The sequence below is a fragment of the Mycobacterium sp. 360MFTsu5.1 genome, assembly GCF_000383495.1.
GTDB classification, from domain to species: Bacteria; Actinomycetota; Actinomycetes; order Mycobacteriales; family Mycobacteriaceae; genus Mycobacterium; species Mycobacterium mucogenicum_B.
This window is the reverse complement of record NZ_KB911463.1, coordinates 211999-233189: the sequence shown is the minus strand read 5'-3', so window position 1 is coordinate 233189 and position 21191 is coordinate 211999. Positions and strand designations below refer to the sequence as shown.

Annotated in this window: 26 protein-coding genes; 12 read left to right on the top strand and 14 right to left on the bottom strand. The window is 67.4% G+C overall.

Annotation, left to right across the window (positions count from 1 at the left end; all coding sequences use genetic code 11):
- Positions 1-265: 265 nt before the first annotated feature.
- Positions 266-697, bottom strand: coding sequence for a pyridoxamine 5'-phosphate oxidase family protein (locus tag H289_RS0104660; RefSeq protein WP_020099590.1), 432 nt, complete (start codon positions 695-697; stop codon positions 266-268).
- Between the two features lie 28 nt (positions 698-725).
- Positions 726-1931: a DNA polymerase IV gene (gene dinB / locus H289_RS0104655; protein ID WP_020099589.1), complete on the bottom strand. Its 1206-nt coding sequence runs from the start codon at positions 1929-1931 to the stop codon at positions 726-728.
- Positions 1932-2006: 75 nt separating this feature from the next.
- Between dinB and H289_RS0104650 the strand changes: the two genes are divergently transcribed.
- From H289_RS0104650 to H289_RS0104640, 3 genes are read left to right on the top strand one after another with little or no spacing between them, the layout of a single operon-like run.
- Positions 2007-2633: a TetR/AcrR family transcriptional regulator gene (locus tag H289_RS0104650; RefSeq protein ID WP_029104791.1), complete on the top strand. Its 627-nt coding sequence runs from the start codon at positions 2007-2009 to the stop codon at positions 2631-2633.
- A gap of 42 nt (positions 2634-2675) precedes the next feature.
- A complete protein-coding gene (locus tag H289_RS0104645; protein ID WP_020099587.1) occupies positions 2676-3185 on the top strand; it encodes a nitroreductase family deazaflavin-dependent oxidoreductase in 510 nt (169 codons plus the stop codon).
- Entirely contained in the window at positions 3182-4363 is a 1182-nt protein-coding gene (locus H289_RS0104640) for an FAD-binding domain (protein ID WP_020099586.1), read from the top strand. The genes H289_RS0104645 and H289_RS0104640 overlap by 4 nt, the downstream gene beginning before the upstream one ends.
- Before the next feature lie 15 nt (positions 4364-4378).
- On the opposite strand, the gene H289_RS0104635 is transcribed toward H289_RS0104640, so the two are convergent.
- Positions 4379-5011: a TetR/AcrR family transcriptional regulator gene (locus tag H289_RS0104635; protein WP_020099585.1), complete on the bottom strand. Its 633-nt coding sequence runs from the start codon at positions 5009-5011 to the stop codon at positions 4379-4381.
- Between the two features lie 78 nt (positions 5012-5089).
- Between H289_RS0104635 and H289_RS0104630 the strand changes: the two genes are divergently transcribed.
- The gene (locus H289_RS0104630) at positions 5090-6559 is read left to right on the top strand and encodes a flavin-containing monooxygenase (protein WP_020099584.1); all 1470 of its coding nucleotides are present in this window, start codon (positions 5090-5092) and stop codon (positions 6557-6559) included.
- A 62-nt stretch (positions 6560-6621) separates the two neighbouring features.
- On the opposite strand, the gene rraA is transcribed toward H289_RS0104630, so the two are convergent.
- Genes rraA through H289_RS0104615 form a run of 3 tightly spaced genes read right to left on the bottom strand, consistent with a single transcriptional unit; the run spans position 6622 to position 8255 of the window.
- Entirely contained in the window at positions 6622-7110 is a 489-nt protein-coding gene (gene rraA / locus H289_RS0104625; protein WP_020099583.1) for a ribonuclease E activity regulator RraA, read from the bottom strand.
- A gap of 24 nt (positions 7111-7134) precedes the next feature.
- Positions 7135-7578 carry a hypothetical protein gene (locus H289_RS0104620; RefSeq protein ID WP_020099582.1) on the bottom strand — a complete coding sequence of 148 codons (444 nt, stop codon included), beginning with the start codon at positions 7576-7578 and terminating at the stop codon, positions 7135-7137.
- A 20-nt stretch (positions 7579-7598) separates the two neighbouring features.
- Positions 7599-8255, bottom strand: a complete 657-nt coding sequence (locus tag H289_RS0104615) for a DUF6474 family protein (RefSeq protein WP_020099581.1) — start codon at positions 8253-8255, stop codon at positions 7599-7601.
- A gap of 31 nt (positions 8256-8286) precedes the next feature.
- Here H289_RS0104615 and H289_RS32825 point away from each other — a divergent pair, with 31 nt between their 5' ends.
- The 3 genes from H289_RS32825 (at position 8287) to H289_RS0104600 (ending at position 11743) form a co-directional block, all read left to right on the top strand.
- Complete coding sequence (locus H289_RS32825) at positions 8287-10029, top strand: hypothetical protein (protein WP_155944029.1); 1743 nt, start codon at positions 8287-8289, stop codon at positions 10027-10029.
- Between the two features lie 62 nt (positions 10030-10091).
- Entirely contained in the window at positions 10092-10583 is a 492-nt protein-coding gene (locus H289_RS0104605) for an ImmA/IrrE family metallo-endopeptidase (protein ID WP_020099579.1), read from the top strand.
- Positions 10580-11743 (top strand): hypothetical protein, encoded by a 1164-nt coding sequence (locus H289_RS0104600; RefSeq protein WP_020099578.1) that lies wholly within the window; start codon positions 10580-10582, stop codon positions 11741-11743. Before H289_RS0104605 ends, H289_RS0104600 begins: the two co-directional genes overlap by 4 nt.
- Before the next feature lie 48 nt (positions 11744-11791).
- Here the strand turns inward: H289_RS0104600 and H289_RS0104595 are convergent, their stop codons facing one another.
- From H289_RS0104595 to H289_RS33310, 4 genes are all read right to left on the bottom strand, one after another.
- The gene (locus tag H289_RS0104595; RefSeq protein WP_020099577.1) at positions 11792-12190 is read right to left on the bottom strand and encodes a helix-turn-helix domain-containing protein; all 399 of its coding nucleotides are present in this window, start codon (positions 12188-12190) and stop codon (positions 11792-11794) included.
- A gap of 447 nt (positions 12191-12637) precedes the next feature.
- Positions 12638-13168, bottom strand: a complete 531-nt coding sequence (locus H289_RS0104590) for a hypothetical protein (protein ID WP_020099576.1) — start codon at positions 13166-13168, stop codon at positions 12638-12640.
- A gap of 218 nt (positions 13169-13386) precedes the next feature.
- Positions 13387-14010 carry a superoxide dismutase gene (locus H289_RS0104585; RefSeq protein ID WP_020099575.1) on the bottom strand — a complete coding sequence of 208 codons (624 nt, stop codon included), beginning with the start codon at positions 14008-14010 and terminating at the stop codon, positions 13387-13389.
- 144 nt (positions 14011-14154) lie between these two features.
- On the bottom strand, positions 14155-14310 hold the full coding sequence (locus H289_RS33310; protein ID WP_020099574.1) for a hypothetical protein: 156 nt from the start codon (positions 14308-14310) through the stop codon (positions 14155-14157).
- Between the two features lie 396 nt (positions 14311-14706).
- On the opposite strand from H289_RS33310, the gene H289_RS0104575 reads away from it, so the two are divergent.
- From H289_RS0104575 to H289_RS0104565, 3 genes are read left to right on the top strand one after another with little or no spacing between them, the layout of a single operon-like run.
- The gene (locus tag H289_RS0104575) at positions 14707-15048 is read left to right on the top strand and encodes a rhodanese-like domain-containing protein (RefSeq protein WP_020099573.1); all 342 of its coding nucleotides are present in this window, start codon (positions 14707-14709) and stop codon (positions 15046-15048) included.
- 20 nt (positions 15049-15068) lie between these two features.
- Positions 15069-16055, top strand: coding sequence for a DUF4328 domain-containing protein (locus H289_RS0104570; protein WP_029104789.1), 987 nt, complete (start codon positions 15069-15071; stop codon positions 16053-16055).
- A 4-nt stretch (positions 16056-16059) separates the two neighbouring features.
- Entirely contained in the window at positions 16060-16914 is an 855-nt protein-coding gene (locus H289_RS0104565) for a glycerophosphodiester phosphodiesterase (protein WP_020099571.1), read from the top strand.
- A gap of 3 nt (positions 16915-16917) precedes the next feature.
- On the opposite strand, the gene H289_RS0104560 is transcribed toward H289_RS0104565, so the two are convergent.
- The 3 genes from H289_RS0104560 to H289_RS0104550 all read right to left on the bottom strand — a co-directional run bounded on the left by H289_RS0104560 (position 16918) and on the right by H289_RS0104550 (position 19251).
- The gene (locus tag H289_RS0104560; protein WP_020099570.1) at positions 16918-17466 is read right to left on the bottom strand and encodes a ferritin; all 549 of its coding nucleotides are present in this window, start codon (positions 17464-17466) and stop codon (positions 16918-16920) included.
- A gap of 153 nt (positions 17467-17619) precedes the next feature.
- Complete coding sequence (locus H289_RS0104555) at positions 17620-18387, bottom strand: CPBP family intramembrane glutamic endopeptidase (protein ID WP_020099569.1); 768 nt, start codon at positions 18385-18387, stop codon at positions 17620-17622.
- Between the two features lie 60 nt (positions 18388-18447).
- Positions 18448-19251, bottom strand: coding sequence for a DUF2470 domain-containing protein (locus H289_RS0104550; RefSeq protein WP_020099568.1), 804 nt, complete (start codon positions 19249-19251; stop codon positions 18448-18450).
- A 121-nt stretch (positions 19252-19372) separates the two neighbouring features.
- On the opposite strand from H289_RS0104550, the gene pheA reads away from it, so the two are divergent.
- Positions 19373-20278, top strand: a complete 906-nt coding sequence (gene pheA / locus H289_RS0104545) for a prephenate dehydratase (RefSeq protein ID WP_020099567.1) — start codon at positions 19373-19375, stop codon at positions 20276-20278.
- Complete coding sequence (locus tag H289_RS0104540) at positions 20275-20949, top strand: histidine phosphatase family protein (RefSeq protein ID WP_020099566.1); 675 nt, start codon at positions 20275-20277, stop codon at positions 20947-20949. Before pheA ends, H289_RS0104540 begins: the two co-directional genes overlap by 4 nt.
- Here H289_RS0104540 and H289_RS0104535 read toward each other — a convergent pair whose 3' ends face one another.
- Positions 20950-21147, bottom strand: a complete 198-nt coding sequence (locus H289_RS0104535; protein WP_020099565.1) for a hypothetical protein — start codon at positions 21145-21147, stop codon at positions 20950-20952.
- Positions 21148-21191: the final 44 nt, after the last annotated feature.

Here is a 21191-nt window from a genome sequence, read left to right as displayed (position 1 = left end):
AACTTTGCCGCACACCGTCGCTACGGAGATGCACTTCTCGCCCACACGCCCCCCAGTGCAGTCAACATCCGACCCTCAATCGAGCCTAACCCGGTCCACTGGACCCGACTTGCATCAATTTCGGATCACTCGGCAGAGCCTTCGAGCAGATATCTCGTGACGTAAAGAAGTTCTGATGCAGCGTCTTTCGCTCGATCAAGCAACCGGCAGCATCGGCATTTCCTGGCCGGGAATTTGTCGACAGGCACCACCAATCCGTGCGCGGTCAGACCTCGTCAGAGAAGTCGGCCGTGAGCCACCGGTCGGGGCGGACGGTGAACAGGACGGTGGCTACGCCCGCCATCGAACGGGCGAACTCGCGCCCGGCCTCTTCGCCCAGGTACCGGATCGCGATCTCTTCACGCGCGTCGTCCGGCGCGGGCGTGGCGGTGTCGACGACCGAGCCCTCGACAATCACGTACTGGTACGGCGGCTCTTCCCTCTGGACCACCAGAGACACCACGCCCGCCCGCTCGATCAGCTTCGCCTTGCGGCTGCCGGCACCGGTGTTGATCCGGATCAACCCATCGGAGGTGTAGTCGTACCAGATGGGGACGCTCGACGGCGGCCGGCCGTCTTCGGCGGCAACGGACAGCACCGCGACGTGCTTGTCGGCCAGGAACTGCTCGCGCTCTGCTTCTGTCAGCTTTCTCGGCATGACCCGGCCAACACCGCGTCACCCCGTGCTATTCCGGCAGCATCGGCATTTCCCAGCCGGGGTCCTTGCCGACCAGCACGCCGCGCGTCAGGCAGGCGTTGCCGAACTTCTGGCGCACCAGGTCGACGGCGCAGTCCACCGCGGCAGTGTCGGGCTCGCCATCGAAGGGTAGCTCGAGCTGTTCGGTGCCGGCGGTGTCGACGTTCGACACCGAGAACCCCATCAGCGTCAGTCCGCGGTCGGCGATCATCGGCCCTGCCGCGGCCACCAATCCGCGTGCGGCGGTGAGGATTTCCTCGGTCGACGCGGTCGTGCGGTGCATGGTGTGCGAACGCGTCACGCGACTGTAGTCGTCGAACCGCAGCCGCAGGACCACCGTGCGGCCGGTTCGTCCGCTGCTGCGCATGCGGCGGGTGATGCGGTCGATCAGGTTGATGATCATCGCATCGATGTCGTTGTCGGACATGGTGTTTCCTCGCCGTCCCACGGCGCGCTGGGCGCCGACGGACCGGCGTCGTACGCCCGTGGTCACCCGCCTGCGGTCGATGTTGTGCGACAACGCGAAAAGCTGACGTCCCATGGCCCCGCCCACCATGGCGCCCAGAGCCGACTCGGTGAGGGCCGCGACGTCGGCCACCGTCTCGACGCCGTGTTCACGCAGTTTCTCCGCCGTCTTGGCGCCGACGCCCCAGAGGTGTTGCACCGGAAGCGGATGCAGGAAGGCCAGCTCGCGGTCCGGCGGCACCAGCAGCAGTCCGTCGGGCTTGGCTTCGCGGCTCGCGACCTTCGCCAGAAACTTGGTGCGGGCGATGCCGACGGTGATCGGCAGCCCGACGCGCTCGCGGACCGCCTCACGTAGCGCGGCGCCGATCTGCACCGGGGTGCCGGACACCCGGCCGAGACCGCTGACGTCGAGGAAGGCCTCGTCGACCGACAGCGGCTCGACGAGCGGTGTGGTGTCGTGAAAGACCTTGAAGACCTCTCGGCTCGCCTCTGAATAGGCGGACATCCGCGGCGGCACGACGATGGCCTGCGGGCACAGGCCGCGGGCCTGGTGTCCGCCCATCGCCGTGCGTACGCCGAAGGCCTTGGCCTCGTAGCTGGCCGCGAGCACCACGCCGGCGCCGACGATCACCGGCCGGCCGCGCAGTGCGGGATCGTCACGCTGCTCGACCGATGCGTAGAACGAGTCGAGGTCGGCGTGCAGGATCGCGGCTGCTTCAACGTCCGACACCCATCAATCTTCGCACATATGTTCGCATCAACGAATGGCTGGCGCTCAACTAAACAATTGTTTACATTGGTGAACATGCATTCACCTCTGGTCGACGACCGGACCGCGCGGGCACGGATTCGCGACGAGGCGCTGCGCCTGTTCGCCGAGCGAGGTGCCGATGCGGTGACGATGCGCGACATCGCCGCCGCGGCTGGTGTCTCGCCCGCGCTGCTGGTCCGGCACTACGGCTCGAAAGACGGACTGGTGGAGGCGGTCGACAGCCACGTCGTCCAGACCCTGGAGGCGCTGCTGGCCGAGGTGACAGCACCGGTCCAAGACGGCCCGCAGCCCTCCACGACGCCGACGCTGCTCGAGGCCTTCGCCGTCCACCTGCCGCCGCAGTCGCCGATTCCGGATTACCTGGGCAGATCGCTCATCGCCGGCGGCGCAATGGGGTCCGCCCTGTTCGCCCGGCTGTACGCCATCAGCCAGGACGCGCTCGGCGCGATGGTGGCGGGCGGAACGGCGGATGCCGGCGACGATCCGGCGGTGCGCGCGGCCTTCTTGTTGGTCAACGACCTGGCGGTGCTCATGCTGCGTCGGCGCGTTGCGGAAGTACTCGGGGTCGACCCGCTGACCGCCGCCGGCATGGAGCGCTGGGCCACCGAAGCCTTCGCCATCTACCGCGATGGCCTGACCGGATCGCCTGGCTCCACGTGAGCGGCCTCATCGACAGTGCACGAGAAAGGTAGGGAGACAACCATGTCCACGCCCTGCAAACCACGCTCCGGTGATACCGGTGGCTTGGCGGCCGGCGGCGCCAGGCTGCTGCGGTGCCGACGCTTGGTACGCGCGCCGATCTGGATCTATCGGGCCCGTGCGGGCGCGCTGTTCGGTTCGCGGATGCTGATGCTGGAACACACCGGACGCACATCGGGGGCCCGCCGCTACGTCGTCCTCGAAGTCATCGACCATCCGTCGGCCGATACTTACGTGGTGGCTTCCGGATTCGGGACGAAAGCCCAGTGGTTCCGCAACATTTCGGCCAATCCGCGGGTGCGGGTCTACGCCGGTAGCCGCCCGCCGGCGGCCGCGACGGCGCGGGTGCTGCCTCCGTCGGCCGCCGACCGCGCACTGGGTGCCTACATCGAGCGTCATCCGCGCGCCTGGGCTCGGCTCAAAGGCGTCCTCGACCAGACCTTGGGTACCGAAGTGAGCCCGACCCACACGGCGCTCCCGATGGTCGAGTTGCGGCTCGACACGACCTCATGAAGATCGCCATCAGTGGCGCCGGCATAGCCGGGCCGACACTGGCGTATTGGTTGTCCCGCAGCGGCCATGACGCGGTGCTGATCGAGACGGCGTCGCAGCTGCGCACCGGCGGCTACCTCATCGACTTCTGGGGCGTCGGCTACGCGATCGCCGAGCGGATGGGCTTGGCGGACGCAATGCAGCGGGCAGGCTACGGGATCGAGCAGGTCCGGCTGGTCGATGGCCGCGGCCGCAAGACAGGCGGGTTCACCGTCGGCCCGTTCCGGCGGGTCTTCGACGGGCGATACATCAGCTTGCCGCGCGGCGAGCTGGCGAGGCTGATCTACGAGGCAGTCGGAGACGACGTCGAGACGGTGTTCGGCGACCGGATCACCGCGATCGATCAACGTGACGAGGGCGTGCACGTCGCGTTCGAGCACAGCGGGCGCCGTGAGTTCGACCTGGTGATCGGCGCGGACGGCGTCCATTCGGCGGTGCGCGGTCTGGCTTTCGGCGCTGCCGCGCTGCAGAGGCGAATGGGCTATTGGGTCGCGGCGTTCGAAACCGGGGGATATCGCCCGCGCGACGAACTCGTCTACCTCGCCCACAACAGGCCCGGGCGCCTGGTAGCCCGGTTCGCGCAGCGGAACGATCGGACCATGTTCCTGTTCGTGGTCGCCGACGATCAGCTGACCGGCATGGAGCCGGCCGACGACGCCGAGGCCAGGAGAGCGTTGCGGCAGGTGTTCGGCGATGACGGATGGGAGTGCCCGGCGATCCTCGCCGCGTTGGATCGGGCCGAGGACCTGTACTTCGATCGGGTCAGCCAGATCAAGGTCGACCGCTGGTCGCAGGGCCGCGTCGCGCTGATCGGGGACGCGGCGTCATGCGTGTCGTTGCTCGCCGGGGAGGGGGCCGGACTGGCGATGCTGCAGGCGTATGTGCTTGCCGGGGAACTCGACAAGGCACGCGGCGACCACCGTGCCGCTTTCCGCCGCTACGAGCAGCTGCTCAGACCGCTGATCGAGGGCAAACAGGAGTCGGCTCGAGCGTTCGCCGGCGTATTGGCACCCCGGACCTCGGTCGGCCTCTGGACCCGCAACCGCGTCAGCCGGCTGTTGGACATCCCGGCACTGGCGGCCTGGGCGATCCGGCGGGAATTCCGCGACGACATCGAATTGCCGGACTACGCGATGTAGAGCAGAAGTGGCGGCTCAGCCGTAGATGCTGGTCAGCCAGATGTGGGTGAGGGTGTCCACGACGTCGTCGTGCGCGACGGCGCCCGGCTCGTCGGCCAGGGTGGCCATGATCATGCGCTCGTTCATCAGGTTCAGCGAGGTCGCCAGGTCCCGGGCGGGCAGGGTGTTCGGCGCGGCGCCGCGTGAGCGTTCCGCGGAGATCAGTGCGGCGGTCAGGTTGATCCACTTCTGCATGAGGCCGGCCCAGAACTCGCGGAACTCGGGAACGGTCCGGACCGCCTCGACGCCGGCCCGGGCGGTGGCCGGGTGCGAGCCGAACGAGCTGAAGAAGATCTCGATGCCGTGCCGGATGGCCTGCTTGGGGTCTGACGGCATGTCTTCGAGCGCGCCGTCGAAGCCGGTGTCGGCGCGCTTGATCAGCGGATCGAGCAGCGACAGCAGCACCGCTTCTTTGGACGAGAAGTAGAAGTAGAACGTCGGGCGGGAGATGCCGGCGCCTTTGGCCAGGTCATCGACGGAAATCTCGGAGAACGAGCGCTGCTGCAGCAGGGCGGTCGCGGTGGCCAGGATGGCCGCTTCGCGGTCGTCGCCCGACGGTCGGGCCGCGCGTCGACCCCGGGCGGACCGGGTCTGTGCGGCGGTACTCACGCAACTGAGCCTAACAGTTTGTCGAGTTTCTCAACAGACCGTTGACTGACTCAACACCATGTTGATACCGTCGGTACCATGATCGAACACTTCGATGTTGTCATCGTCGGTGCCGGCATCTCCGGCATCAGCACCGCCTGGCACCTCCAGGACCGCTGCCCCACCAAGAGCTACGTGATCCTGGAGCGCCGGGAGAACATCGGCGGCACCTGGGACCTGTTCAAGTACCCCGGCATCCGCTCGGACTCCGACATGTTCACCCTCGGTTTCCGGTTCAAGCCGTGGGAGTCGGCCAAGTCGATCGCCGACGGACAGTCGATCTGGAACTACATCAACGAGGCCGCCGACGAGAACGGCATCCGCCAGCACATCCGCACCGGCCAGCGCGTCACCTCGGTGGACTGGTCGGACGCCGAGAACCGCTGGACCATCAACATCACCGCAGGTGGTGAGGAAAAGCAGATCACCGCGTCGTTCCTGTCGGTGTGCAGCGGCTACTACAACTACGACGAGGGCTACTCGCCCGAGTTCCCCGGCGCGGCCGATTTCAAGGGCCAGATCGTGCACCCGCAGCACTGGCCCGAGGATCTCGACTACACCGGCAAGAACGTCGTCGTGATCGGTTCCGGCGCAACGGCCGTCACGCTGATCCCGTCGCTGGTGAACGGCGGCGTCGGGCACGTGACCATGCTGCAGCGCTCGCCCACCTACATCGGCGCGCTGCCGCTCGAAGACCCGGTCGCGAAGCAGACCAACAAGTTCCTGCCGAAGCACCTGGCGCACTTCGTGAACCGCTGGAAGCAGATCGGTTACAGCACCGGGCAGTACCAGCTCGCCCGCAAGTTCCCGGCCGTGTTCAAGAAGGCGCTGCGGCAGATGGCTGAACGCCGACTGCCGGAAGGCTTCGACTACGACAAGCACTTCAGCCCGCGCTACAACCCGTGGGACGAGCGAGTCTGCTTGGCGCCCAACGGCGATCTGTTCAAGGCCATCCGCTCGGGCAAGGCCGGCGTCGTCACCGACACCATCGAGACCTTCACCGAGAACGGCATCAAGCTGAGCTCCGGCGAGGAGCTGCAGGCCGACATCATTGTCACCGCAACGGGTTTGAACATGCAGCTGTTCGGTGGCGCGACCGCCAACCGCAACGGCGAGCCGATCGACCTGCCGTCCTGCATGACCTACAAGGGCCTCATGCTGTCGGGCGTGCCGAACATGGCGATCACCTTCGGCTACACCAACGCGTCCTGGACGCTCAAGGCCGACCTGGTGTCCGAGTTCATCTGCCGCGTGCTGAACTACATGGACGCCAACGGATTCGACCGCGTCGAGCCGCAGCACCCGGGCGACAGCGTCGACGAGCTGCCGTTCATGGACTTCACCCCCGGCTACTTCAAGCGGGCCATGGACAGCCTGCCCAAGTCGGGTTCGGAAGCGCCGTGGAAGCTCAAGCAGAACTACTTCTTCGACATGCGGACCATCCGGTACGGCAAGGTCGACGAGCAGGCTCTGCAGTTCACGAAACACCGTGCCGCAGTGACGGTTTGATCCGTCAGACGAGAAAAGCCCCCACCTCGCGGTGGGGGCTTTGCCGTGTTGAGGTCACGGTGTCACGACGGTGACGGTGTCACGACGACGATGCCGTCCTCGTCGCAGTAGGCGATGTCACCCGGGACGAAGGTGACGCCACCGAAGGTCACCGCGACGTCGCGCTCACCGGCGCCGGTCTTGGTGCCCTTGCGCGGGTTGGTGCCCAGCGCCTTGATGCCGACGTCGATGGTGCGCAGCGTCGACGCATCGCGCACCGGGCCGTTGACGATGACGCCCGACCAGCCGTTGTCGTGGGCGAGGCCGGCGATGATGTCACCGACGAGGGCGGTGTGCAGTGAGCCGTCGCCGTCGACCACCAGGACGCCGCCGTCACCGGGCGTCGACAGGATCGACTTGAGCAGGGCGTTGTCCTGGAAGCACTTCACCGTGGTGATGCGGCCGGCGAACATGGTTCGACCGCCGTAGTTCTGCAGCTGCAGATCGCAGCTGCGGACATCGGGATAGATCTCGTCGACGAGGTCGGCGGTGGCGCGGGGTTCGATGGTCACCCGCCGATTATCTCAGGGGCGAAGTCAGTCAGCGGCGCGGCGTCGGGCCAGCAGCACGACGAGCAGGGCCAGGACGCTCGCGGCGATCACCGCGGTGACCGGCAGCTGCGAGCGCTGCGGGACGGGCGGAGCCAGGTCGAGCACGGGCGGTGGTGCGGGCGCCGGGGCGTCGGGAGCCGGCGGCTGAGGAGCCGGAGATTCGGGAGCCGGGGGCGCTGGTGGCGCTGGCGGCGCGACCTTCGGCGGAGCCTTCTTCGCGGCCGCCTTCTTGGCGGGCGCGGTGGTCGCGGCCTTTTTGGCGGGCGCCTTCTTGGCGGGCGCCTTTTTCACTGCGGCCTTCTTGGCCGGAGCTTTTTTCGCCGGAGCCTTTTTGGCGGGCGCCTTTTTGGCAGGTGCCTTCTCGGCCGGCGTCTCATTCGCGGGAACGCCGGGTTGCGACTTGTCCGGGGAATTCTGCTCGTCTGCCATGCGGATGCTCCTCCGGGCGGTCAGGACACCCCGAGGCGGGCCAGGACGTCTGCGTCGATGCCGTTGAGCTGGCTCTCGATGGCGGCGTGTGCCGTCCGCCGCTGCGGGGCCGGCATGTTCTCCGCCGCAGTCACCGCCGCGGACAGGTCGGCCAGCTTGCTCGACAGCGTCGCCACGAACTGCTTGGTCTCGGCATCTTTGGGCTTGTTCTCGGCCACCTGGCGCAGCGAGCGCTCCGCGCCGGCGATCCGGGCCGACAGCGCGCCGCCGGCGCCGGAGAACTGGCCGATCTGGCTCAGCGGAACACCCAGCTGGTCGGCGCGGCGCTGGTCGATGAGACCGCGCGCGGCAATCGCGGCCCGGTACGCCACAGGCACGACAACAGGAGTGAGGATTCGCGACACCATCAGCAGCCGGCGAATCTTGGTCGGCGACAGCAGCTTGCCTTCACGGACCGCCTGCAGCTGCGCTTCAGCAACCTTGAGTGCCGTCTTGTCGCTGTCCCGCTGGGCTTTGACGCCGGCCCGGTCCCGCTTCGTTTGCCGACGGCCGTCCGCCTTGATGCGGCGGGCCTCGTTCTTGGCGGACAGCCGTGCCTCGAGTTTCGCCTTCGCCTTGATCGCCTTCGCCTCGGCGCGACGGGTTGCCCGGCTCTTGCGTCGCTTGAACAGGCCCATTCCGGCTGACCTCCCGGTCGTCTCGACACGTGTGCACGATCTTGCTGCGATGGTGACGTCACCTTATCGTCCGTGGGCCACAATCGGGCACCGGGTCGCGGCTCGAATTGCGCCGCAATTCCAGGGTGGAATTTCCCACATTTCTCGTTGCTTTATCCAGCAAACAAAGTCCGGCGGCTGTGCGACAATTATTCGGAATTCATCGGAGCGGGTTTTTGATGCCATGAAAGCGGAGGGAACGATGGCGCCACGCCAACGAATAGCTACAGCTGCCGCTCTGATGGCATCTGGGCTGTTGATCGCTGGCCTGGGTGGCGCGAACGCCTTCGCTGATACGGCATCTTCCGGTAGTGGCTCGAGTGGCCATGGTGACGGGGCTTCCCACGAGGGCGCGAAGCCCGGTGGTGGCTCAACCGCTGGTGGCGGGCACAAGTCCCCCGCGCGGCCCACCAAGCCCACCGACGGCCAGTCGCAGACGCCGTCGATCAGTGGCACCGGTTCGGGCACGAAAAAAGATAAGCGCGGCGCGCCCGGCGGCGTTGCCAAGAGTGGTTCTGAAGCCGGTGCTCACGACCCCGGCAAAACCGGTGAATCCGGCAAAAATACGTCCGAAAGCAATGCCCCCAGCAAACAAAACAATGCCACTTCGCCGGGCCGGTCCGAAGATTCCGGAACGGCAAACGGGGCCGCTGGCGAACATCAGCAGTCGGCCGGCTCGTCGCCTCAGCAGACCGAAAGCGGCACGACGACCGGCACCACGGCGCCCGCGACGACGGGCGCGACGAGCCAACCGCAACCGGCTGCCGCGATCGGTCCCGCGACGGCGACCGAGCCCGCGACCACGACGGGCGTTCCCGCCATCCGGTTCCCGAGCCTGCCCAACATCTTGAGCCTGCCGTCCCTGCCGGGCCTTCCCGGCCTGCCCAAGCTGCCGGGTCTGCCTGCCCTGCCCACCGCAGGCGGCGTCAAGCCGGGAGGCGGATCGGACAGCCCCGCGTCGCCGTCCACGTCGCCCACCAAGACGCCGGTCAAGGCCACCCCGGCCGGGGCGACCACCAGCATCAACCTGATGGGTCTGACGTTCTCCCTGCCGACCGCCGCGGTCCACACGTCGCCGACCGGCGCGGTGCAGAGCATCGATCTGACGAAGATCCCGCTGGCGTCGCTGGTGCCGCGCCTGCCGAAATGGGATCAGCTCCCGCAGCTGCCCGACATGTCGAACATTCCGGTGCTGGCGCAGCTCGCCGCGATCCCGGTCTTCGTCCTCGCACACATCGAGCCGGTCTATGACTTCGTCGCCGGGCTCACCAACGCGACGCTCGACGCCGCGACGTCGCTGCCCTTCATGCAGACGTCGCTGTCAATGCTGAGCGGGCAGGTCGTCCCGACCATGAACTTGAATGCGGGGCGCCCGAACCGCATGCCCGCGCCGGCTGCGATCCTGCCGGCGGCGCCGGTACTGGATACGCCGGCGTTTCCCGCGCTGAAACTGGACAACCCGGTCGTCGTCAGCGCCCCGACAGAACTCCCGGCGGTGCGGTCACCGCAACCGACCACTTTCGGCGCCAAGAACGAGATCATCGCTGACTCCGCGTTCCGCGCCGGATATCCTGACTACCTGCGTGCAGCCGGTCTCAGCGAGGTGGCCGCGGTAGCCGTCCCCGGCTTCACCGGCATCCTCATCCTGACGGGCGCCGGTGGCCTGGTCGGCTACCGGCAGGCGCGCGCTGGTCACGTGGTCCGCCGCAGCGGCACTGCACGATTTATGACCTGAGGCAATGGGTCTGCGGCACAATTGATGGCAACCGTGCCAATCGCAGTGAAAGGGGGTTCGGCATGCCCGCGAGCCGCCGTGTCACACGCGCAGTCAATTCGGTGCTGGATCTTGCCCCGCGACGTGGCGAGGTCTCACTTGCCCGTCTCGTCGAAGCCGTCAGCGAGGATCGTGGCCGCCCCATCGAGGTGACCATGGCCGACCTCCCGGCCGGGGTCTGTGGACAGTGGCGCCAGTACAACGACCGCGACGTGTTCCTCTTACAAAAGGGACTCCCGGCCGGAGACCGGACGCTTGCCCACGAGCTCGGCCACCTGGTTCTCGGTCATGAGGGCGTCTCCGTCGTCGAGGCCGCCCGTGACTCCATGGAACTGGCGAGTTCCGATCTCATCGGCTACATGCTGAATCAGCGGACCGGTTGTATGGGGCCGGCCGGTGAGGAAGCCGAACAGGAAGCCGAGGATTTCGCGGCGTTGCTGATCCACCGGCTGGGCCGGCTGCCTTCTGACCGCTCGTCGATCGTCCAGATCCGTCTCGGCGAGGCGTTTGGTTGATCATCTGGGTTATCGCCGGCCTCCTCGGCCTGGCGACCGGCCTCCGTATCGGTTGGGCACTGGTCAACAAACAGTCGCTCGTCAGCGCAGCGATGATCGTCGCGTTAGGCAGTCTGGGCCTGGTCGCGGCACTGAACTGGGAGCCGCTCACGCTGCTGCTCGACACGATCCTGCATTGGCCGAACGTGTCCAGCATGCTCAGTCAGGTGGCGCTGATCGCTTGTGCCGCAGGCAGTTGCGTGATGATCACGTCGGCCTCGTCGAGTCGTAAACCGCTCGTCATCCGCCGCATCGCCCTGGCTCAGTACGGCGTCGCCGGGGCGATCGGGGTGCTCACCCTGGTCCTCTTCTTCCTGACCCCGCAGCAGCCGGAGATGGCGCCCGAGGAGTACCTGCGCAGAAATCTCGGTTCGGGCGGCAACTCGTTGTCGTGGCTGCTGCCGTTGCTGTACGTGCTGCTGGCGCTGACGCTGGTCGCGTGGGCCGGTGTGCGTAACTCGAACCGCACCCGGCGGGGCCGGGCCCTGTTCGTCTTCAGCGTCGGCATCGTGCTGATCGTGCTGGCCAGCGCCTTCATCCTGCTGCGCGCGGTGGGCAGCACGCAGCTGGTCGGTGTCGGCGCGGCGGCGACCATTCTCGGCTGCGCCATGCTGGTGGTGGCCAGCGGCTCGCTGCTGCCCAGCGTCGAGGACTGGTTCGGGGCGCGGCGCGAACTGCGGACCATCGCCCCGCTGCTCGCCGAGTTGAGCCGCCGTCATCCGAACATCGGGATCGGCGTGCGGCCCCGCGGTCCGCTGCTCTTCCGGGTGGCCGAGCAGATGTCGCTGATCTCCGATGCGCTGTACCTGGAGGCCACCGCAGTCCTGGACGGCGGCGACGTTTCCGACTCGCGCGGCGTCGATGTGGCGCCCGATGTGCAGGCGCGGCGCGTGGCCAGCTGGATTTATGACGGCCGCAGCGGCCGGCCGAAGGGCGGTTCGCGGACCAAGTTCCCCGGGCCGGGCTGGCTCAGGCAGCCCGCGACATATTCGGACCGAGAGTGGATCCTGGCGATTGCCGAGCAGTACCGCGAGCTGGATCGGCAGGGTAAGGCGGATGCGACCGGAACCGCCGCCAAGGCGTCCGTCGGTCGGGTGAAAGCAGTACGACCAGCGGATTAACGGAATCCGCTGGTCGTAATGTGGTCGAGCCCGGTTGGGCTAACCGGTTCAGCTGTCGAGGTTCTCCTGGCGACGCAGCTCGTCAACCTTGTCGGCGAGGTCCTTCTTGGCCTCGGGGGACAGGCCGACGGTACGAGCGGCAATGCGGCGGATGCCCTCATCGCGCATGTTGGCCAGCCAGGTCAGTTCCTTGTCGAGCTTCTCGTAGTACTCGTCGTCGGTGAAGTAGGCCGGCTTGATCCGGAAGAAGTTGGCAAGCGCCGCCATGGTCGCGACAGACGGGTTGGTCCGGTTGCCCGAACGCAGCTGCGACAGGTAGGGGGCCGACATGGTCACACCCTCGGCCTTGAGTGCGGCGATGACCTCGGCAGATGTGTGAGCGCCGCGTCCTGGCGGGTAGACGGTGTCAAACAGCCGGTTCAGCCGAGCGGCGAACGTCATGCTCATCGGTTATTCCTCCACTTAGCGATATCTGCAGGCGTCAGTGTCACTATTTGCTGACTATCGTAGCGAGAGTTGCGCCGAGAGCCAAGTGCAAACCACGGAAAACTCGATCCAGCTACCAGATTTATCGGTTCAAACGGCTCCGAGCTGCGGTTCTGAGGGGGGATCCCGGTGCCTGCCCGTAGCCTGATGAGGCAAATTTTGACGCGTATGCTATTTTGCCCGGACCTCGACTGCACGTCGCGTCACAGTCGCTGTCGGGCGGTGGGCGATTCAGCAATCCGGCTGCGCGGCGCTCGGTGTCGTCCGAAGTGTTTGCCATCAGCGTACCGACGATTAACCGGAGCGGCGGGATGCGGCAACCGCGCGAGCTGGATGTGGAGCGCCCTGGCTCGCCGGCCCGTGACGTGGCGAAATTCGCCGATTCTTTGCTGTTAACCCACTGTTGGGTCAGGCGGCAAGCAGCATCGCCAGAATGGCGGTATCGGGGTGGCTGATGGGATCGACGCCGACCCGGCTGACCATCGAGGTGATGGTGCCGTCTGCTTCTGCCTCCACCCACGCGGCCCGGTGATCCAGTCCCAGGTAAGGCAGTCCCGGCAGGAGCAGGCACCCGGACGCGGCGCCGCGGCACTCCGGCAGCGACGGCGTCGTCTCGGCGGGCGGGTGGAGCATCAACAGCGCAGTCGGCTGATGGTCGGCGAAGTATCCGGGTGTCACCGCTGCTTCGCCAACAACGGGGCCTTCCGCGAGAACAAGGCCCACGGTGCCTGGCTGTGGATGTTCTGGCAGTTCTTCCCGTGTGCCGAAGACGGTGGTCGTTGCCAGCAACCCCGGCAGTGACGCGACTCGGACGGCGACCATCAATAGCTGGGCCCATTCTTTGGTGGAATCGGGCCACCGCCCGGACACCACGAACCCCTTCAATGCGCCGCCAGAATGGAACGGCGCAATCTCGACGGCTTGCCCAGACCTCTCCATGGCTGCCCTCCGGTACCTCAATCAGCAATCTGTCGATACGGCAGTGGATCGCTGATTCCAGGGTGCGGCAGTGACGGGTTAGCACGCAAGATGGCCCGAGTGCCAGAAGTGTCACGTGAGCCGAGAGTGGCTTCCGACTCGCGGGGTGAGAGCTTCAGTGGTAACGAGAACGGGGCGCCGCGCAACAGCGCGACGCCCCGTTACCCGGAAACGCGAGATCAGCCGAAGATCAGACCGTTGGTCTTGGTGGTGGCGGCGGCGAAGCGCTCCTGGACGTCGGCCCAGTTGACGACGTTCCAGAAAGCCTTGACGTAGTCCGCCTTGACGTTCTTGTACTGCAGGTAGAAGGCGTGCTCCCACATGTCGACCTGCAGCAGCGGGATGATGCCGAGCGGCACGTTGGCCTGCTGGTCGTACAGCTGGAAGGTCAGCAGACGGCCGCCGAGGCTGTCGTAGCCCAGCACCGCCCAGCCCGAGCCCTGCAGGCCGTTGGCGGCCGCGGTGAACTGCGCGCGGAACTTGTCGAACGAACCGAACTGGTCGTCGATGGCCGCGGCCAGCTCGCCCGTCGGCTTGTCGCCACCGTTGGGGGACAGGTTCTTCCACCAGATCGAGTGGTTGACGTGGCCGCCGAGGTGGAAGGCCAGGTTCTTCTCGTTCAGGAAGATCGCGGCGTGGTCGTCGCCGGCCCGCGCCTCTTCAAGCTTGGCCACCGCATCGTTGACGCCCTTGACGTAGGCCGCGTGGTGCTTGCTGTGGTGGATTTCGTTGATCTGACCGGAGATGTGCGGCTCCAGGGCGCCGTAGTCGTAGTCCAGTTCCGGCAGGGTGTACTCAGCCACAGGATTCCTTCCTTAGATGATCGCGTGCGGGATCAACGACCCTAGTTGGGGTTCGTCCACAGATCCCAGACCACATTGCTCCATCGCTGCGCGCACCGCAAGGACACCCCCGTAACAGGGGTGGGATCGATGCCTGTTGGGCCTTTAGACCAGAACGATCAGAACGAGCACGACGAGCAGGAACAGCGCGATGATGCCGGCGCGGACGCAGGCGACGAGTTGGCTGTGGGTGCGGGACGGGAACGCCGAATGCCACTCGGGCGAGGCGCCCGAACCCGGACGCAACGGATGTGCCGCCATTGCATACTCCCTGACCTGCCAGAACAATCCTGAGTTCCCGATTTCGAGCGGAGTGAGGATTGTCACAACCCGATGTTGTGACGCCGATCATAACCGTTTGCCAGCGGGACGGGGAAATCGGGCGCCATCGGCGGCGGGCCGGCATCTGCGGCCCCAAAGTTACTTAGCTCGGCAAGCTTTTTCGCTCACGCCGCGTGTCGCCCTGTTGATCAACCGGGACCAATGGCCTCTTGTTTATCCCCAGTCAATTATGCGTTCGGCTCGCTGTGGCCGGTGAGACCCGCAACGGACGCCGCGTCGTCCTGTGGATGAACCTGTGGAAACTGTGGATAGTTCCGCGATTGCTGTCGTGGCGTGCTGTGGTGGCGTGAGCGCTGCTCGTGCCAGCATGTACGCATGGATGACGTGCACGTGCCGCAGATTGACGTCGATCAGTTGCCCGCCGAGTTCGACTCGGCCGCGGTTCTGCTCGACGTGCGGGAAGACGATGAGTGGGCCCGGGGCCATGCCGCAGGGGCGCAGCACATCCCGATGAGCGAGGTGCCCGCCCGGCTGGGGGAGATCGACGGAGACGCCACGCTGTACGTCATCTGCCATGCCGGCGGCCGGTCGCTGAAGGTCTCGCACTACCTGGCGCGCAACGGGTTCGAGCCGGTCAACGTCACCGGCGGGATGCTGGCCTGGGCCGGGGCCGGTCGCGCGATCGTCACCGACGACGGCGCCCCCGGCGCCGTCTGACGGGCCCGTAGGCTGGTTCCGTGATCCAGGTCTGTTCCCGGTGCTCGACGCGTTGGAACGTGCGTGATCGCCAGCGCCAGTGGTGCCCGCGCTGCCGTGGTCCGCTGCTGGCACCCGACGCGCCGACGCCGGCCGGGCAGACGAAATCGTCGCGCGGATATCGCTGGATCGCCGTCCGTCCGGGTCCGGCGCCGAAGCCGCGGCGGCACCAGCCGCCGTTGGGGCCGACCCCGCATTACGACCACATTCCGCGCTGGGGCCTGACCGAAGAGTTCACGCAGGCTCCCGAGCTGGCCGCCGAGCAGGAGCAGGCGCACCGCGGACCGTCGACCGCGGTCGTGCAGACGGTCGCCGCCATCACGATGATCGCGCTCGGTGCCGCGGCGCTGATGCACGTCGTGCGCTACGTCCTGCTGCTGATCAACCGCACCGTGCTGCTCAACCCGTGGGTGGCCCTCGCGGGCAGCTGGCTCGGCGTCGCGGCCAGCGTCGTCGCGTTGTTCGCGGTACTGGCGACGGCGATCGTCTTCACCAATTGGCTGATCGCCCGCCGCGCGGCGGCCTATCACCGCGCGGGCACCACCGAGCCGCGCCGCCGCTGGGTGCTGTGGGTCGGCTGCCTCGTCCCGGTGGTCAACATGTTCCTCGCGCCGGTGTTCGTCACCGAGATGGCCACTGCCGAGAACCGGGTGAAAACGTTGCGTCGCCCGATCGGCGTCTGGTGGGCGATCTGGGCCGTGTCGGGTCTGGTTGTCGTGTGGTCCATCGTGGGCATGTTCGCGACCGACCCGCAGGGCATCGCCGACAGCACCGAGGTGACGGTCATCGCGTATCTGATGGGCATGCTGTCGCTGGCATTGGTCCTGCGCGTCTATCACGCCTTCGAGCGGACACAGGCCGATGCACCCGCACAGCGCTGGGTCGTCCTGGATGCTGACCAAGCCGAAGAATCAGGCGCCCAATCGGCGGTTCCGGTTGAGCCCACGCCGGAGGAACCGGCAGCATAGGACCATGGGCGTGGACGGCACTGGCGGGACGGACGGCACACGCAACAGCTCTTTCGTGGTGGCACACCGTGGCGCATCGGCCGAGCGGCCCGAGCACACGCTGGCGGCCTACGAGCTCGCGCTGAGCCAGGGTGCCGACGGCCTCGAATGCGATGTCCGGCTGACGCGTGACGGGCACCTGGTGTGCGTGCACGACCGCAAGGTGGACCGCACGTCCGACGGCACCGGGCTGGTCAGTGAGATGAGCCTGGCACAGCTGCGCGAATTGGATTACGGCGCATGGCATCCCAGCCGGGCCGACGGCGGCCAGAGTTCAGCCGGACTGCTCACCCTCGACGACCTGATCCGGCTGGCGCTGGACTGGGGCCGGCCGGTGAAGCTGTTCATCGAGACCAAGCATCCCGTGCGGTACGGCGCGCTCGTCGAGAGCAAGGTGCTCGCACTGCTGCACCGGTACGGCATCGCGGCACCGGCCTCTGCCGACCTCGCCCGCGCCGTCGTGATGTCGTTCTCGGCGGCGGCGGTGTGGCGGATCCGCCGCGCCGCACCGATGCTGCCGACGGTGCTGCTCGGTGAGACGTCGCGGTACCTGGGCGGCAGCGCGGCGACGACGGTCGGCGCGACGGCGGTGGGCCCGTCCATCACCACGCTGCGCGAGCACCCCGAACTGGTCGACCATGCGGCCGCGCACGGGCGTGCGCTGTACTGCTGGACCGTCGACCATTACGAGGACGTGCGCTACTGCGCGGATCTCGGTGTCGGGTGGGTCGCCACCAATCACCCGGGCCGAACCAAGGACTGGTTGCAGAACGGGTTGACCGGCGCGGGCCGGGACAGCGGCCAGGACGCCGAGGCGTAACGGCTAGAGGTTGCCGCCGGCGGCCTCGGGCGCGGTCGGGTCGGCAGCACCGGCGCCGGCCAGCTCGCGGGCGACGAAATCCTCGAGGTTGAACAGGTTTTCACCGGCGCGGTCGGCGATCTTCACCAGCGTGGTGATGGTCGCGACCTCTTCGACCTGTTCCTTGAGGAACCACTGCATGAACTGCTCGCCGAGGTAGTCGCCCTCTTCGCGGGCCACGCTGGCCAGCCGGCTGATCTGCTCGGTGACCACGCGTTCCTGGGTGAGCGCGAGCTTGAGGGCCTCGGTCGGCGAGGCGAAGCTGTTGCGCACCGAGTCGACGCCCGGGATCTCGACGTCGATGTCCCGGTCGAGCAGATACTTCACCAGCATCATGGCGTGATTGCGCTCTTCGACGGCCTGCGCATAGAAGTGCTTGGCGAGCTGAGGGAGGTCTTCCCCATCGAAGTAGACGGCAACCGCAATGTATTGCTGAGACGCGCCGAATTCGCTCCGAATCTGCTCTTGGAGCAGTTGGTGGAATTTCGTCTCGAGGCGCGTCACGTCGGTCATGAAAATGAAGATAGTGCAGGTCAAATGGCCTTGTCATGCAAGGTCAACCTAATTCAGGAAAGCGTATCCTTACCCGATGTGACGTATGCAATATCCATTAATTCGAATTGCTGAATGCGAATAGAGGTAAGGCTTGGCTGGCATCCGGCGGAATTACGCGGGATGAAGCCAACCCAAATGGCGGGCGGCCAACGCGTAGCCGACAAACGCCACCGCGTCGATCACGCCGTGCCCGATGATCAACGGCCACAATCGGCCGGTGCGCCGCCAGGTGTACCCGAACACCAGGCCCATCGCGATGTTGCCCAACCCGGCGCCGAACCCCTGATAGAGGTGATAGGCGCCGCGCAGCAGAGCTGACAGGACGAGCGATTTGGTCTCGGAGACGTCCAACTGGCGCAGGCGTGTCAGCAGGAACCCGACGACGATGATCTCCTCGGCCCAGGCGTTCGCGAACGCCATCAGCAGCAGCACCGGAATGCGCCACCACGTGTCGCCGAGTGTGCTCGGCACGACGTCGACGCCGATGCCCAGCGCCCGCCCGGCCACGTACAGCCCGAGCCCGGGCAGGCCGATCAGTGCGGCCAGTCCCAGGCCGCCCAGCAGATCGGGGCGCCACCGGAAGCGCCCCAGCCCGATCGCGGCGGGCCGGAAGCCGCTGCGCCACAACAGGTACAGCGCCAGGAAGCCCCAGCCGACCAGGGTGATGACCGGGCTGAGGTTGAGCAGGAAGTCGATGAAGTCGATCGGGGAGCGGCGGCGGTTGAGCGCGACCTTCTGCCCGGACAACCCGAGGATGACGGCCTCGGCCAGGCTCACGACGGCCGTGTAGGCCGACAGGCCGAACGTCACCGCCAGCACCACGGCGATCTCGAGGCGCAGCGCGCGACGTTCGGTGTGCTCCTGCTGCGGCCCGGTCATCGCAGCTACGGTAACCGGCGCTCGTCTAAGGCTGTTCGCGCGAACGGCTCATCGGCGCGCTCAGATCTTGCGCGCGCGGAGCCCGTTGAGGAACGGGCAGCCCATCAGGGTGCGGATGGCGCGGCTCAGGCTGGTGACGTCGTCGACGGGCTTGGTGAACGGCAGCCGGACGTCATGGTCGCCGTCTTCGCGTTCGATGCGCAGCTGCACGCCGTAGCGGTCCAGGCCCAGCGGGCGCACGTGCCCGTGGCGCAGCGTCACCGGCAGCCGGCTGGCGAGCCGGTCGACCATGTCGCGGTGGGCGCTCTCCATGTGCTGCACCCAGTGCGACTCCATGGCGCAGAACGGGTCGGGCCGGGCTTCCAGGAGCGCGCCGACGGGCACCGATTCGGCGCCGGTGGCGTCGGCCACTACGACGGACTCGATCTCGAGGCGGACCAGCGTGTAGGGCGTGTCGGTTTCGCTGGCCCCTGATCCGGTGTTGACCTGGAGCAATGCCGGGTGCGGGTGCTCGGACGCGACCAGGTCGAGCATGGCCCGGACGCGGGCCGACGGTACGTCGTGGAGGCGGCCGCGGAACCAGACCAGGGAGCGCACCCGTTCGCGCAGCGGCAGGGCGGCCAGGTCGGTCAACTCCAGCATGGCGGCGACGCCACCGGTTCCGGCGGCCGTGACGGTGGCGGCGAGCAGGCCCGCGGCCGGCACGGTCAGGACGACGGAGCCGTCGGCCAGCAGGTGGTGCACCGGCGTGGTGGTCGGCGTGACGCCGTCGGCGGCCAGCGTCGCGTCAGCAGCTCGAGCGCACGCGCTGCGGACGCGTTCGGCCGTGGTCGGTGCTGCGATTGTCGTCGTGAGGTCGCGCATGTCCCGCCTTCGCTAGTAAGTGAGGTAAGCCTAAGTTAACTATCGCTGGGTGTTGGCGCAAGGCCTATCGAAAGGCCCGCGTCGCGGGCTCTGGCCGACCGGCAGCCAGTAGGGTTGCGGCGTGGCACGCATCGCCTATCTCGGGCCGCAAGGCACCTTCACTGAAGCGGCCATGCTGCAGTTGGTCGCCGGCGACCCGGATTTCGAACCCGTCGCCTGCGACAGCTCGAGCGCGGCCGTGGAAGCCGTCCGGACGGGCGCCGCGGACTACGCGTGTGTGCCGATCGAGAACTCCATCGAGGGCTCGGTGCTGCCGACCATGGACAGCCTGTCGTCCGGCAGTGGGGTGCAGATTTTCGCCGAGCACACGCTCGACGTCGCGTTCAGCATCGTCGTCCGGCCCGGGGTAACCGCCGATGCGGTGTCGACGATCGCGGCGTTCCCCGTGGCCGCGGCCCAGGTCCGCCGCTGGCTGGCCGACCGGTTGCCGCACGCCACCGTGGTCCCCGCGATCTCCAATGCCGGTGCGGCGCAGCAGGTTTCCGAGGGTCTGGTGGACGCCGGCGTCAGTACCGCCCTCGCGGCCGCGCGGTGGAAACTGGACTCGCTGGCCGACGGTGTGGTCGACGAGCCCAACGCCAGAACGCGCTTCGTGCTCGTCGGCCGTCCCGGCCCGCCGCCGCCGCGCACCGGCGCCGACCGGACGTCCGTCGTCCTGCGGTTGCGCAACGAACCGGGTGCTCTGGTCTCGGCGATGACCGAGTTCTCGATCCGCGACATCGATCTGACCCGCATCGAATCTCGGCCCACCAGAACGGAATTGGGCACCTATATCTTTTTCCTGGATTGTGTCGGACATATCGATGACGCGCCGGTCGCCGAGGCGCTGAAGGCGCTGCACCGGCGCGTGGCCGACGTGCGGTACCTCGGTTCGTGGCCGACCGGGGTGGCTGCCGGCGCGGTGCCGCCGGTCACCGATGAGGCGACGCAGTGGTTGGCGGGGTTGAGAGAGGGGCAACGCGGATGAGTGGCCGTTTGGTTCTGGTGCGGCACGGGCAGTCGGAGGCGAACGTCGCCAAGCGGCTGGACACCCGGCCGCCGGGGGCGGCGCTGACCCAGCTCGGCCGGCAGCAGGCGCGTGATTTCGGGATCGACTGGGCACATCCCGTCGGCCTGGTGGTGCATTCGGTCGCGGCGCGCGCCCAGCAGACCGCCGCCGAGATCGCGGACGGGTTGGGCCTCGATCCGGTCGAGGCGCACGGTATCCACGAGGTGCAGGTCGGCGATCTGGAAGACCGCAGCGACGCGGCCGCCATCGAGCAGTTCGACGCCATCTACGAGGAGTGGCAGCGCGGCAAGCTGGATGTCGCCATGCCCGGCGGCGAGACGGGCCGCGAGGTGCTGGACCGGTATGTGCCGGTACTGACGAACCTGCGGGTGCGCAGCCTCGACGATCACGACTGGGTCGGCGACATCGTCGTGGTGAGCCACGGCGCGGCGATCCGGCTCGTCGCGGCCCAATTGGCCGGTGTGGACGCCGATTTCGCGTTGGAGCACCATCTGCTCAACGCCGAATGCGTGGTGCTCAGCCCGATCACCGACGGACGGTGGAGCTGCGTGCAGTGGGGCGCGAAGACGCCGCCGTTCTACCCGGGGCACGACCCCGAAGCGCCGCCGGCGCCCGACCCGATGGCCTGACTATCCCGCGGCGCGCAGGCCCATCGCGGGCTCCGCGCAGCCACACCCGATCACGTCGCAGTCGATGCGCAGCGTGTGTTCGGATTCGGGCAGTGCGCACGTCTCGTCGGTGCATTCGGCCGGCAGGCCCACGTGCACGATGACCGTGCCGTGGCAGTGCGCCAGCCCATCCACGCAATTGCGGCAGGTGGTGCTCATGAACTCTGTTGTAGCACCGCGGTCCGACAAACCCGCGGTGCCGC

Excerpts from the sequence above, each read along its gene's own strand:
- H289_RS0104565 (WP_020099571.1), top strand. The coding sequence starts at position 16,060 with ATGGGCGTGGACGGCACTGGCGGGACGGACGGCACACGCAACAGCTCT.
- H289_RS0104540 (WP_020099566.1), top strand. The coding sequence starts at position 20,275 with ATGAGTGGCCGTTTGGTTCTGGTGCGGCACGGGCAGTCGGAGGCGAAC.
- H289_RS0104630 (WP_020099584.1), top strand. The coding sequence starts at position 5,090 with ATGATCGAACACTTCGATGTTGTCATCGTCGGTGCCGGCATCTCCGGC.
- H289_RS0104575 (WP_020099573.1), top strand. The coding sequence starts at position 14,707 with ATGGATGACGTGCACGTGCCGCAGATTGACGTCGATCAGTTGCCCGCC.
- H289_RS0104535 (WP_020099565.1), bottom strand. The coding sequence starts at position 21,147 with ATGAGCACCACCTGCCGCAATTGCGTGGATGGGCTGGCGCACTGCCAC.
- H289_RS0104550 (WP_020099568.1), bottom strand. The coding sequence starts at position 19,251 with ATGCGCGACCTCACGACGACAATCGCAGCACCGACCACGGCCGAACGC.
- H289_RS33310 (WP_020099574.1), bottom strand. The coding sequence starts at position 14,310 with ATGGCGGCACATCCGTTGCGTCCGGGTTCGGGCGCCTCGCCCGAGTGG.
- H289_RS0104605 (WP_020099579.1), top strand. The coding sequence starts at position 10,092 with ATGCCCGCGAGCCGCCGTGTCACACGCGCAGTCAATTCGGTGCTGGAT.
- H289_RS0104595 (WP_020099577.1), bottom strand. The coding sequence starts at position 12,190 with ATGAGCATGACGTTCGCCGCTCGGCTGAACCGGCTGTTTGACACCGTC.
- H289_RS0104590 (WP_020099576.1), bottom strand. The coding sequence starts at position 13,168 with ATGGAGAGGTCTGGGCAAGCCGTCGAGATTGCGCCGTTCCATTCTGGC.
- H289_RS0104615 (WP_020099581.1), bottom strand. The coding sequence starts at position 8,255 with ATGGGCCTGTTCAAGCGACGCAAGAGCCGGGCAACCCGTCGCGCCGAG.
- H289_RS0104620 (WP_020099582.1), bottom strand. The coding sequence starts at position 7,578 with ATGGCAGACGAGCAGAATTCCCCGGACAAGTCGCAACCCGGCGTTCCC.
- H289_RS0104555 (WP_020099569.1), bottom strand. The coding sequence starts at position 18,387 with ATGACCGGGCCGCAGCAGGAGCACACCGAACGTCGCGCGCTGCGCCTC.
- H289_RS0104560 (WP_020099570.1), bottom strand. The coding sequence starts at position 17,466 with ATGACCGACGTGACGCGCCTCGAGACGAAATTCCACCAACTGCTCCAA.
- H289_RS0104645 (WP_020099587.1), top strand. The coding sequence starts at position 2,676 with ATGTCCACGCCCTGCAAACCACGCTCCGGTGATACCGGTGGCTTGGCG.
- H289_RS0104640 (WP_020099586.1), top strand. The coding sequence starts at position 3,182 with ATGAAGATCGCCATCAGTGGCGCCGGCATAGCCGGGCCGACACTGGCG.
- H289_RS0104660 (WP_020099590.1), bottom strand. The coding sequence starts at position 697 with ATGCCGAGAAAGCTGACAGAAGCAGAGCGCGAGCAGTTCCTGGCCGAC.
- H289_RS0104650 (WP_029104791.1), top strand. The coding sequence starts at position 2,007 with ATGCATTCACCTCTGGTCGACGACCGGACCGCGCGGGCACGGATTCGC.